Below are 12,684 nucleotides of genomic sequence, written 5' to 3' on the forward strand. Positions count from 1 at the left end.
AAAAGAAAAGTAGACGGGCGATAGCGGCTCTCTCGTGATAGTATAAGCAGACGTAGCAGTTGCGGCGACAGGTTGCTCCGTTTGTACAGGTTGTACCGTTTTTTCAGCCTTTCCACGCTGTACCAGCCGCAATGTCTCGCTGGTCGTTATCGTTGTGGCTTCGTAAACCGGAGCTTCCTCTCCCCTGCCATCTTTCGCCGACTCATCCACCACAGAGGCCAGACGGTAGTCCTCCAGTTCTGAACGGTCGAACAAAGGGTCGTCTATACGGTAGACCTCACGATCGAACCCTTTCAATTCGCCACGGCGGTAAAGGTCTACATAAGGGATTTCGCCATATTTCTTCAATTGTATCCTGATTGCTTCCGGATAACGGCTTTCACTGTACCAGATCGCTGTGTTGACAAACCACGGCAGCGGTTCATAGACCAGGTAGACATGCACGCTGTTGGGAAAGTTACTGCTACGGTCGATATAGAAAGCGACACATTCATGGGGAATATCCAGCCTTCTTCTTATATAGGCACGGACACGGTTCGCACGAAGCGACGCCTCATTTATGACATCTGCCAGTACATCCGGCTTTTCTTTGGCAATGGAACCGACATGCGAGATAATTAACAAATGATAACGACCTGAAGATAATTGCTCGCGACGTACACGCAGCACCTGTCCCATACGTTCCAGCTGGTAGGCGTTGTCACCGTAATCGGCCAGGAACATGTCATTATTTTCTTTAAAAGAGAACAAAAAGGATTCTGCTTTTATGTATGTAGTAGTCTGAGCTTCACTTCCTAAAGAGAAAAACAGGGACAGGCAAAACAGGATTATCATCATCACTTTTTTACTAATACTTTTTTGCTCTTTCATTTTATCCATCTGATTACTGAGTTTATTATTCAATCGATTCCCGAAAAGGCATCCTTATTTATGAAATAAGGGAGAAAGTAATCAAAGGGGACTCCTTAAAAGAGTAAAATTGTCTCCCGAAGGGGTAAATTAGTACAGGATTGGGATCTTTTTAGAGAGATTTTTGGGAAAACAAGAGGAAATAGTTATTGTTTTTTTCCAAATGAACTTTAAAGGGATGACAGTCCCGGTCCCCTTCGTGCCTGTGTTACATTATTTTCGATTTACAGGGAAATAAAGCAGATAAATATGTGAAAAGTATTTAAAACGAAGTGTTTTTTTTAATAAACAGCCCTATACCGTTTGTTTTTTAAGGGAAAACTGTCTATGTTTGTACCGTTTCCTGTCGCAAATAAATTTTCGAAGGGCTCGTAAGACCCTATATTTGAGACTAAAAAGGATACACCTCCCTTATTTCATAAATAAGGATAAATTACCCTCTGACCAGCATTTCTATTCTTCCGGAAACCTGTTTATTCGCTTGCGCCAGTTTATCGAGTCCGAATTCTGCCAGATAGTCGCGTGTCATCATCTCCGTGCTGTGTCCAAGCCCCTGGCTGATGATACCGATCGCCACATGACGGTGATAGGCCTCAGAAGCCCAGGTATGGCGGAACACGTAAATCGTCAGTTTTCCATCCATTCCCAACTGCTGACGGATTTCATCCAGATAACGGTTTTGAGTAGACAGACAATGTTTATACTGTTCATGCGTAGCATCTTCCGGCAGGACAGGGAAAAGATATTTGGCACCTGCACAGCTGTAACGATCTATCAGGGCCTGCATACCCGGAGTAACCTCCATCCGGATCAATGCACCCGTTTTCTGACGATGATAAGACAGAACTTTGCCGCCATCGGTCAGGTTTTCACGTGTCAGGTGCACCAGATCGACGAAAGGCATACCGCAGGCCACAAACGAAAAAAGCGCCAGATCGGCCGCCTGTTGTTTCCTAGGTTCGTCCTTCAGATCAAGAGAAGCGATACGGACAATCTCTTTAACCGGGATCGCTCGTTTACGGCTCTTTTCGCGCCTCAGCCGAAGCCCGGCAAAAGGCGATTCCTGCGGTTTCTTTTTCCAGCCAAGACAGGCACGGTTATACATGGCACGCAGGTTACTCAGATAGCTGTTCACACTGTTCACACGCAATCCTTTTTCGCGTAGCCACTCGATAAAGCCATAAATCACTTCCGTTGTCATATCGGTGAGGAAGAACTCCCGACCACGATTGTAATCCTTAAAATGTCTACGGACGGCACGATACAGGTCGGCCGTACTTTCATCGCCTGCAGAGCGTTTATCTCTTTCCTGCAAGCTCATTAATTTGTAAAATTCCTTATGTTTCATAACTTATCCTTCATTTTTGGGAAGGCAAAGATACAACAATCAGGAAATGAGAAAAGTTAGCCACCTTTAGCTATCAGAATGACAGCAATAAACAATTTATACTTTCAATAAGTTTCATTTTTTTTATTTTTCACAAACAGACATCCGGATCAAAAAAGGTATAACAGAAAAATAAACCATCATTTTGAGAAATTCATCACAATCATTTTTCAAAACATCACAATAATCCGAACAAAACATTGTAATAACTCCGGACACTTATCACAATAAATCCGGCAAATCATCACAATCATTTTTTTTGTCTGTCGAAAGACAAAGATAAACCGGAGAAAACCAGTCGTTTTTATCGTTCCCCTACCCTCATCACAAAGCCAGAAGAGACTTCGACGCCTTCATTTACAAACTAACAGATTGTAAGATATATATATCCTTTCCGACTTCATTCACAAAAATCATTGCAATCCTCTTGACTTTTCTCTACTAAATGTTATCTTAAAAAAGAAAATGCATCCAAATCGATATTCATTACCCCCATATAGTGCGCATAAAATCTCCTACTCCTCGCTCCCCCCCATACATAGCGAGGAAACAAGGGATCTATTATCAATATGACATTTTCTTCAGTAAAAAAAACTGCCTTCAGTTGAAAAACAGACTTTCTCTTTAAACAAAACTTCACGGCTCATTGTTCTTTTTTTATAAAAACACACAAACCATGAAAATTTTGTTGGCTTTGGATAATAGTATTTATGCAGAATATATATCCTTAAAATTGAAAAAAAAAGGGTACGGGGTGACTGTTGTTCCGGATGGGTTGGTTGCTTCAGAGCTATTGGAAAAAGAAGTATGGGACAAACTTATCATTGGCATTGCAATTAATTTTTTCAGTGGGCTGGAAGTGGTAGAACAGATAGATAAAGAGCGAAAAAAAAATATGCAAATTATTGTAATTACCCACATCAGAAATGAAAAAGTGAAGAAAAATGCTTATGCATTAGGGGTTACAGACTTCCTGCTCCTTCCCTTGGATACGGAGATATTAATGGATAAAATAGGGTGATATGAAAAGAAATACAAATTACTTACTACTGCTATCGGTCTGTTGTTGTACCATAATGCCAGCCCAAGCACAATCAGAAGGGACAGGAGTTAAGAGTGTAGCTCTGAATTACTTTCTGGAACATGTCTCAGAACCCGTGGAGCTAAACTGGCAGATATTGTCGACCGAACTAGCCTGGGCTGTGACAGCCAAAGAAAATAAAACGACATTACTATTGATTCCCCGCCTGAATATGGGACAGCGTACCGGAGCCGGTGTATCATGGTTTGATCATGTAGCTCTGCAAGGACAACTGGATGCTTACTGGAATATATCGTCTCGTTTCTCACTCTTTGCCGGATACGGCTACTCCGGTGCTAACACCTTTGCCAAACATCAGTTTTTCGGCGAACTGACATATGCCTTGCCAAAAGGGTGGGCTATGACAGGCGGGGTAAAAATGACACAATGGGAGCACACAAACATGACCTACCTGCTGGAAGTTGAAAAATATGTGCATAACTTTCACTTTACATTGCGCCCAATGTGGGTGATAGCAAATAAGGATAATTTCATGGCTGTACGTTTCAGTACCCGCTATTACCTGAATCAAACCACCAACTTCATACATCTGGCGGTATTTTACGGAAATTCACCGGAATATGCAAACTATATGCCCGACCTGCAAAAAATCCTCTCGCTGGGAAGCTGGGGCGGTTATGCCTATTGGCAACAAGATCTGGGGAAAAAACTAGCTCTGAGACTGGGAGCATCCTGGAGACATGAAGAATATAAAAACAATACCTGGCGAAGTGTATGGGGTATAAACACCGGTATCACCTATAAATTTTAAGGCTATGAACTTCTATGAATCATATTACCAGAGTATCCCGACCTATTTTCATGGGTTATTCCTGATAATGTTGTTGTATATCATACTCATAACAACCATCCCGATCATTACATTGGGGGTAAGATTCCTACGCAAACAAAGCCAAAAAAGGCAGGCAGGTATAGCAGAAATATACAAGACTGCTGTTTTCAATTACCTGATGGATACGGAGCACTCTATTCCCGCCGTTCTGGAAAAATGTAAAGGCAACGTAAAGAAAGACATTATACTGGATATTATATATGATCTGCAACGCTATATGACCGGGAAAGAAAAACAATTACTGATCGAACTGGCCGCCCGGTTACAATTGGAAGATTATGTAATAAATCGCTTACAACATTTTTATTGTTACAAGAATGCTTATTATCTGCATCGGGTAGCCTCCCTCTCCTTCCCGAAGATTTCAGAGGAACTGTTGAAGCAAAACCTGCACAGTAAGAATGCAGAACGTAGGTTATATGCACTGGAAGCTTTGATACGAAAACATCCAGAGCAGATAATCCCGTTACTGAATACATACCGTTATCCACTGACACTGTGGGAACAAATGAATCTGTATGATTTCTTTACCTCAATAGATAAAGGATTGCCTGACTTCCATCCACTGGCTTTATCAGACAATAGTTCAGTAGCTGCATTTGCCATCCGTATGGTGAGAGTATTCAATCAGAAGCGGGGAAACATTGTCGGCTATGAGTCACTCTTACAGCATCCGAATCCGGAAGTACAGGGAGAAATGTTCCGTACGTTAGCAGAATTCGGGTATACCAACCTAGATAGCTTATTCAAAGATTTTATAGGAAAATATCCCTTACAGATTCAAAATAATATTATTACGTATCTGGCAAAGCAAACGGATGCAGGACCAGAAGAACTAATGCGTTATTTCAACGCAAACAAGTCCGCCGACTTCAGGATGCATGTGTTGTACTGCATTTACAACTTTGTGGCAGGAGGAAAAGAAGCCATAGATGGTTTTATCAGCCAAAAAGAAGATAAAATATTACATGATTTAAGTAACCATTTAGTCACAAACGTATTATGATATATAAGGTAGTAGAATTACTGACTCCGATAATAGATAAGCTGGTATTTGCCTATTCACTGGCTTTGATTGTGTCTTATATCCTGATGGGTATATTGGCCACATATGCACTGATGCGCTACATAAATCATAACAGATCAGCCGATTACAATACAATTTTCCATTCCGATTCACTGGTCCCCGGCATTTCGATCATTGCCTCCTGTTATAATGAGTCGGCTGTAGTTGCCGACTGTGTCCGCTCGCTCCTCAATCTACATTATCCGGACTATGAAGTTATAGTTGTGAATGACGGTAGCAAAGACAATACCCTGGAGATTCTTTGTAAAGAATTTTCGCTGGAAAAATCAGACTATTATGTCGACATGAAGTTGTCTACTCAAGTGGTCAGGGGTGTATACAAATCTAAAAATAAAGCATTTCACAACCTGCTGGTGCTCGATAAAGAGAACGGAGGAAAGTCTGATGCTATGAATGCCGGATACAATGTAGCATCGAAATTGTATACGGTTTCCATCGATGTGGATTCAATTCTCGCATCGGATGCCCTGCTGAAACTTGTAAAGCCTATTACAGAATCGGCTGCAATGGCTGTTGTTTCGGTGGGTGGTGCGGTACATGTGGCAAATGGATGCCGTTTCAACCGTGGAGTACTGACAGAGCGGCGGGTACCGAAAGGATACAACACACGTATGCAAGTGGTGGAATATCTGCGTGCTTTCCTGATCGGGCGTATGGCTTTCGGACAAATCAACGGATTATTTCTGGTATCCGGAGCACTAGGTATTTTTCGAAAAGACCTGGTATTGGAGATTGGAGGCTACCGTACAGATTGCATCGGCGAAGATATGGAGTTAACGATACGTTTACGTAAATATCTTTATGAGAGGAAACTCCCCCATAAGGTAGTCTATATCCCCGAACCATTATTGTGGACCGAGGTCCCTCCAACACTGAAAGTTATGGAACGGCAACGGACACGCTGGACACGAGGATTGATAGATTCACTCCGTCTGCATAAGAATGTATTCTTCAACCCACGCTATGGTGTAATGGGGCTGGTGACATATCCTTACTTTGTTTTCTTCGAATGGCTGGCACCTTTTGTTGAAGTATCGGGATTGATGTTTGTAATACTTCTTATAACACTCGGCATGATAAAATGGAAGATTTTCCTCTTTTTGTTCCTGTTCATGTATCTGTTTGGCATCAGCTACTCCTTTTTCAGTATTTTCCTTGGTGAAATGACATATCATGTGTATGACAAAAAGCGTGATTTGTGGAAACTCTTCTTCGTTTCACTTACAGAGATCATGTTCTATCATCCTTTATTAGTCTATTGGTCCTTAAAAGGAAACTGGATGTTTTTGCGCGGCAAGAAAAGCTGGGGAGAAATGACACGACGAGGGTTCGGTAGTTCGAATAATTGAGTGGACGAAACTCACACCTGACATGGCATACGGACAGCTAATCTTCTACAGAATCCGTTTGCTCAAACACTTACGCTTCAGCCATTTCCAAAACATAGGGAAAACCTCCTCACTCCGTCTTTATTGACTTCACCGGATTGGCAATAGCAGCTTTCAGCGACTGGAAGCTTACCGTCAGTAAGGCGATTAAAGATATAAATAAGGCTACACCTGCAAAAATATCCCAACCAAGCGTAATCCGATAGGCATAATCCTTCAGGTAATGATTGGCTGCATACAATGAGATAGGGATACCTATCACAAAAGAAATAAATAAAAGCATCATATATGCTTTGCCTAATAAGAACAGTATATCGATTATTTTAGCACCCAACACCTTACGAACCCCGATTTCTTTGGTTCGTTGTTCGGCAGAGAAGGCACTTAAACCCAACAATCCTAAACAAGAGATAAAGATAGCTAGAGCAGCAAACAAGGCTGACAATTTTTCCACCAGATGTTCATCTTCAAACATACGATCGAAACGTTCGGTCATAAAAGTCGGCTCAAACGCATGATAAGGAGTAAAAGAACGTAATACAGCCTGTATCCGTACTATTGCTTCTGCTGCATCGACATCCGATTTCAAGCGAACAAACAAATAATTGGTTCTCTTGGGTCCATAGTAAAATAATACCGAACCGGGGCGGATCGCATAAAGATCTTCAAATACAAAATCTTTCATGATACCGACTATCTCCCATTTATCGTCCGGCGACTGACCGATTTTCCCTCCTACACGACCTTCCTTTCTCATCCTTTTAGCCAAAGTTTCATTGATAAGAACCCCTCTGCTACCTTCATCATTTTTCTTAGCCGGATCGATATCTGTACCATCGATCAATTTGATTCCGGCTGCATCGATCAGACCATCCGATACAAAATTAAAAAAAACAGAGGTATCATCATCCGGGTCTTTTCCGTTCCAATACCAGGGATTAGTCCCTAAATATGACTTCAAAAGCGGACTGCTTGAAAACCCGCTACTCGCTACCATACCTGTATTCATGAGCTCATTTTGCACAGCGGACGACGAATTATACAACTCTGCGGTGACAGGAAAACTTATCAGATTTTCTCTTTTTATCCCCAGATCACGTTTTTGTGCCAACTGTATCTGAAGATAAATCACAAAGGTGATACAGATCAGGATAAATGCCATCGTAAACTGGAAAACAACCAAACCCTGACGGATCCATGCAGCACTCCCCGTTTTGGTTACTTTCTGCATTTTCAAAGTGGTCAGCGGATTGAAAGAGGATAAATACAATGCCGGATAACTACCGGCCAGGAAAGTACAGAACAAACCTATCATTACCAATCCTATCACAATTGTCGGATTAAAAAGGCTGAAAACAAGCTGAGTTCCTATAAATCCGTTAAAGAAAGGAAGACTCAACCAGATCATCCCGACCGAGAGCAGAAGAGCGATTACAGTGATCATTCCCGACTCGATCAGAAATTGCTTGATCAGATATTTTCGTTTGGTTCCGAATGTTTTTCTGACTCCGACTTCCAATGCCCGTTTCTGCGAACGTGCCGTCGAAAGATTCATAAAATTAATACAGGCGATAACCAAAATCAGTATGCCGATAAGAAAAAAGAGGGAAACCGTTTTAATATACCCGCCATTGGTTTCCACCCCATTCTCAAATTGCCCGTACAATAGTTTTTTGTTGAGAGGATAAAGGAATATTTGTAAAAAGTTATAATCACCACCCGCTTTTTGGTAGGCCAACCCTTTCAGCTTCTCATTCAATTGATACAAATCCACACCGGGTTGCAGTTCGACATACGTTTGTAGCCAGGAATAGCCCCAACCATCTATATCGAAATATTTTCTCTGAGCCTGTTCCTGCACACGAAAAGGGATCAGCCATTCAAATTGAAAGGAGGTGTTACGTGGCATATCTTCAAACACGCCTGTTACCTGGTATATGGCTCCCTCATTCAGTAACCCCTTCCCCATGGGATCTTCCTCCCCATATATTTTCCGGGCCATAGACCGACTGATGACAATCGCTTGCTGTGGTGTAAAAACCGAGGAAATATCACCACTTAAAAACTTCATGTCGATCATCCTGAAAAGTGTAGAATCGGCGTATGCTCCTTTTTCTTCGAAAAAGTTGGTCGTATTTTCGGGTACAAAAATGAGCGTGCGATCATAGTATCTTGCAGAGCTTTTCACTTCAGGAAACTCGTCATCCAGTGTTTTTTTCAGCGGATTATTCGTTTCGAAATAAGTTTCACATTCTCCCGAAGCAGAGAAATAATTGAATGCACTGACATACATATTCCGGGAGTTGGGGATCGCTTTATTAAAATTCACTTTACTCTCCACCCAAAGAAAGATAAGTGCGGCCGAAGTTATTCCTATTGCCAATCCCACAATATTCAATAAACTGTATGTTTTATTCCGGAAAAGAATCCGGAGAGATCTTTTTATATTCATTGGTATAAGTCTTTTAGTTTGCAGTATAAGCTAATTCTTTCAAAAAGTTCTCCGTAATCGGTTTGCCATCCAACATGTGAACGATCCGATGGCTGTAACGGGCATCATGCTCGCTATGGGTTACCATGACGATAGTGGTTCCCGCATCATTAAGCGTAGTGAGCAAATCCATTATTTCCAAACCGTTGCGACTATCCAGATTTCCGGTAGGCTCATCTGCCAGGATCAGTTTGGGATCGTTGACAATAGCCCGGGCAATCGCCACACGTTGTTGCTGTCCGCCGGAAAGTTGGGACGGGAAGTAGTTACGGCGATGATTGAGCAAGACGCTTTTCAGCGCTTTCTCGACTTTCATTTTCCGAAGTGAAGCTTTCATCCCACAGTTTTCCAGCGGTAATTCTATATTTTCAAATACGGTTAGTTCTTCTATCAGGTTGAAACTTTGGAAAACAAAACCTATATTTTCTCTTCTCAAGTCGCAGCGTCTATCTTCGTTCAATCCGGTCACCTCAGCGCCATTAAAAAGATAGGAACCCGTATCAACATCGTCGAGTAATCCCAGAATATTCAGCAAAGTAGACTTACCACATCCCGAAGGCCCCATGATAGCTACAAATTCATGTTCCTTTACATGGAGCGACATGTTATCCAAAGCGATCGTTTCTACTTCATCCGACCTGTATACCTTCCGCAAATCATTTATTCGAATCATAGTCTTATGAATTATTTATCATGTTACATACAATCAGATACAAGTGTTATGCCAAATATTTATTCAACTAACTATCAGGACACTAACAAAACAACACCTTCTAAAAAGTGTCCATAAACGGACACCGGATGTCTGCCAACAGACAAAAAACAGGAACGACTTGGGCATTCACCTCATTCTTGATATATTTGCAATCTATTAAAAAGAGTTATTATGAACTTACACCAGGCAAATATACTGATTGTTGATGATGATAAAGACGTTCTGACCGCAGTACGTTTCTTGCTGAAGATGGAAGTAAAAACGATATTGACCGAAACAAATCCTGAAAATATCCATAAGTTGATCATGACCAACGATATCGACATTGTTATGTTGGATATGAATTTCAGAAGTTCGATCAATACGGGCAACGAAGGGATCTTCTGGTTGAAGGAAATAAAGAAATGGAAGCCTGCCCAATCCGTCATCATGATCACCGCCTATGCTGATATCGATCTGGCTATCAAAAGCCTGAAAGAAGGGGCGGCCGATTTTATCGTCAAGCCCTGGCATAATGAAAACCTGATAAATATCCTGAGGGAAACGCTTCACAAGCAGACATCTTCCGATATCAAAGAAAAGATAAATGAAAGGAAGACAGATGTAAAGATTGTAGGAGCTTCGGAAAGTATGCAGCTATTGTTTCATAAATTACAAAAGATAGCACCTACCGATGCCAATATACTAATACTGGGAGAAAACGGGACAGGTAAGGATCTGGTAGCCCGTTATATCTATCAGTTATCCCTGCGTCGGAACTACCCGTATATAAAAGTGGATGTAGGTTCCCTGACAGAGACTCTTTTCGAAAGTGAGCTTTTCGGACATAAAAAAGGAGCCTTTACAGATGCACGCGAAGACCGAACCGGATTAATCGAGGCGGCCGACAAGGGCACGCTCTTTCTGGATGAAATAGGTAATATCACTTTACAGCAACAGGCCAAACTGCTGACGGTATTACAAAACCGGGAGGTAACACGTCTGGGAGCCAACTCACCGACACCGGTGGATATCCGTTTGTTATCCGCCACCAATCTACCACTACGGGAATTGGCTAATGAGACACGTTTTCGTAAAGACTTGATCTACCGGATCAATACGGTAGAAATAACGGTGCCCCCTCTCCGTGAACGGGGTGAAGATATTATCTTGTTGGCAGAACATTTCCTGGAGATGTATGAGAAAAAGTATTTCAAGCAAAAGTTCCGTTTATCCGACTCAGCCAAAAAGAAACTGATGTTGTATCATTACCCGGGAAACGTTCGCGAATTGCAATATACTATTGAAAGAGGTGTTATCATGTCAGACAGTAATGTTCTGAAAGCCGAGGATATCACCTTCTCTCCTATGGAACAACCGGAAGAGAACAACCAGCCGATACCTACCCACAATCTGGAAGATCTGGAAAGAGCCGCTATCGAGCAGGTGATCCAAAAACATAACGGAAACATATCACAGGCGGCCAAAGAACTGGGACTGACCCGGGGAGCTTTATACCGCCGGTTAGAAAAATACGGACTATGACCATCCTGTTATCCATCCTAATCGTCCTGCTCCTTATATATATAATATATGTACGGAGAAAAACAAACCGGGAAATCGACGAGTTTGCCGAGTCGATTCTTTACAAAGACTTTTCAAAAAAATATCCGCGCTTCCAGACCATCACGGATGCATTCCTGAACCTGGCACGTGAAAAAGAAGCGCAGCAACATTATCTGAAAGAAATGCTGGAACTGGTCGATACCGGCATTCTCGCCTACAACATAGAAACCTATGAAACGTTATGGATGAACGACGCTTTTACAACGATGCTCAACATTCCTCATATCAAGAATATCAACTGGCTGAAAAAACAGAACGAAGACCTGTTCAATGAATTACTCGATATTCCGGTAAACGAAAGTACCCTGATGACTATCCATGCCCGAAAACAAACCATCAAAACAATGACCAATGCTTCCGTCTTTCAAACAGGAGGAAAAACCTATAAGCTGATAGCTTTCCACAATGTAAGCGCCACAATGGAAGAGGTTGAATCGGGCGCCTGGAAAGGATTGCTAAATGTGATGACCCATGAGATAATGAATTCTATCGTACCCGTCTCCTCTCTTTCTGATACACTCAGAAGAAAGATACATGCACTGAAAGAGACTTCTTCCCCACTATCGGAACCGGATGTGGAAGATATGGAGTTTGCGCTGGACACCATTCACCGGCGGAGTGACGGATTGTTACGTTTTGCCGAGACATATCGCAGTTTAAGCCAGAAGATAGTGCCTGAAATGAAATTCTACAACATCTACGAGCTGTTAAGCGCTATTCATTCCCTGATGAACCCATCTTTGCAGCAGAAAGGGATCGGATTCACTCTTAAAACAGATAATCCGGACGTGACAGCCTATATGGACAGGGATCTGATCGAACAGGTGATAATTAATTTTGTCACCAATGCGACCTATGCCGTAAAAGAAAAGGAGAATCCGGAAATCCATCTTTTTTCAGGTTGTGATAACGAAGGACATCCCTACATCACTGTTGCCGACAATGGATGCGGTATATCCGATACGATACGTGACAAGATATTTATCCCATTCTTCAGTTCTAAAAAGAACGGTAACGGTATCGGACTGAGTATTTCGCGGGAAATCGTCAAACTCCATAACGGAAAGCTGCATGTGCAAAGCCAGGAAGGTGCAGGAAGTGCTTTCACCGTTTTATTCAGCTCCCAAAACAAACATTAGCCTCATCCCGATGATACAAAATAAAAAAG

The 12,684-nt window shown here is 42.0% G+C and carries 9 protein-coding genes and 1 pseudogene; 6 read left to right on the plus strand and 4 right to left on the minus strand.

The genetic code is table 11. From position 1 onward, the window contains the following. A pseudogene (locus QZ076_RS13350) lies at window positions 1-879 on the minus strand (hypothetical protein); the annotation flags it as partial. Window positions 880-1,342: 463 nt separating this feature from the next. Further along, window positions 1,343-2,257, minus strand: a complete 915-nt coding sequence (locus QZ076_RS13355) for a site-specific integrase (protein WP_293713766.1) — start codon at window positions 2,255-2,257, stop codon at window positions 1,343-1,345. A 715-nt stretch (window positions 2,258-2,972) separates the two neighbouring features. Here QZ076_RS13355 and QZ076_RS13360 point away from each other — a divergent pair. Genes QZ076_RS13360 through QZ076_RS13375 form a run of 4 tightly spaced genes read left to right on the plus strand, consistent with a single transcriptional unit; the run spans window position 2,973 to window position 6,666 of the window. Continuing rightward, window positions 2,973-3,317, plus strand: a complete 345-nt coding sequence (locus QZ076_RS13360; protein ID WP_293713767.1) for a response regulator — start codon at window positions 2,973-2,975, stop codon at window positions 3,315-3,317. Window position 3,318: 1 nt separating this feature from the next. Further along, window positions 3,319-4,149, plus strand: coding sequence for a YaiO family outer membrane beta-barrel protein (locus QZ076_RS13365; RefSeq protein ID WP_293713768.1), 831 nt, complete (start codon window positions 3,319-3,321; stop codon window positions 4,147-4,149). Window positions 4,150-4,153: 4 nt separating this feature from the next. Continuing rightward, entirely contained in the window at window positions 4,154-5,236 is a 1,083-nt protein-coding gene (locus QZ076_RS13370) for a hypothetical protein (protein ID WP_293713769.1), read from the plus strand. After that, complete coding sequence (locus QZ076_RS13375; RefSeq protein ID WP_293713770.1) at window positions 5,233-6,666, plus strand: glycosyltransferase; 1,434 nt, start codon at window positions 5,233-5,235, stop codon at window positions 6,664-6,666. The genes QZ076_RS13370 and QZ076_RS13375 overlap by 4 nt, the downstream gene beginning before the upstream one ends. A 109-nt stretch (window positions 6,667-6,775) precedes the next feature. On the opposite strand, the gene QZ076_RS13380 is transcribed toward QZ076_RS13375, so the two are convergent. Further along, entirely contained in the window at window positions 6,776-9,157 is a 2,382-nt protein-coding gene (locus QZ076_RS13380; protein WP_293713771.1) for an ABC transporter permease, read from the minus strand. A gap of 13 nt (window positions 9,158-9,170) precedes the next feature. Then, a complete protein-coding gene (locus tag QZ076_RS13385) occupies window positions 9,171-9,869 on the minus strand; it encodes an ABC transporter ATP-binding protein (RefSeq protein WP_293713772.1) in 699 nt (232 codons plus the stop codon). Window positions 9,870-10,082: 213 nt separating this feature from the next. On the opposite strand from QZ076_RS13385, the gene QZ076_RS13390 reads away from it, so the two are divergent. Next, the gene (locus QZ076_RS13390) at window positions 10,083-11,435 is read left to right on the plus strand and encodes a sigma-54 dependent transcriptional regulator (RefSeq protein ID WP_293713773.1); all 1,353 of its coding nucleotides are present in this window, start codon (window positions 10,083-10,085) and stop codon (window positions 11,433-11,435) included. Then, window positions 11,432-12,655: an ATP-binding protein gene (locus QZ076_RS13395; RefSeq protein ID WP_293713774.1), complete on the plus strand. Its 1,224-nt coding sequence runs from the start codon at window positions 11,432-11,434 to the stop codon at window positions 12,653-12,655. The genes QZ076_RS13390 and QZ076_RS13395 overlap by 4 nt, the downstream gene beginning before the upstream one ends. Window positions 12,656-12,684: the final 29 nt, after the last annotated feature.

The organism is uncultured Parabacteroides sp., from assembly GCF_905196875.1.
Taxonomy (GTDB): domain Bacteria; phylum Bacteroidota; class Bacteroidia; order Bacteroidales; family Tannerellaceae; genus Parabacteroides.

Excerpts from the sequence above, each read along its gene's own strand:
- QZ076_RS13355 (WP_293713766.1), bottom strand. The coding sequence starts at position 2,257 with ATGAAACATAAGGAATTTTACAAATTAATGAGCTTGCAGGAAAGAGAT.
- QZ076_RS13360 (WP_293713767.1), top strand. The coding sequence starts at position 2,973 with ATGAAAATTTTGTTGGCTTTGGATAATAGTATTTATGCAGAATATATA.
- QZ076_RS13365 (WP_293713768.1), top strand. The coding sequence starts at position 3,319 with ATGAAAAGAAATACAAATTACTTACTACTGCTATCGGTCTGTTGTTGT.
- QZ076_RS13370 (WP_293713769.1), top strand. The coding sequence starts at position 4,154 with ATGAACTTCTATGAATCATATTACCAGAGTATCCCGACCTATTTTCAT.
- QZ076_RS13375 (WP_293713770.1), top strand. The coding sequence starts at position 5,233 with ATGATATATAAGGTAGTAGAATTACTGACTCCGATAATAGATAAGCTG.
- QZ076_RS13380 (WP_293713771.1), bottom strand. The coding sequence starts at position 9,157 with ATGAATATAAAAAGATCTCTCCGGATTCTTTTCCGGAATAAAACATAC.
- QZ076_RS13385 (WP_293713772.1), bottom strand. The coding sequence starts at position 9,869 with ATGATTCGAATAAATGATTTGCGGAAGGTATACAGGTCGGATGAAGTA.
- QZ076_RS13390 (WP_293713773.1), top strand. The coding sequence starts at position 10,083 with ATGAACTTACACCAGGCAAATATACTGATTGTTGATGATGATAAAGAC.
- QZ076_RS13395 (WP_293713774.1), top strand. The coding sequence starts at position 11,432 with ATGACCATCCTGTTATCCATCCTAATCGTCCTGCTCCTTATATATATA.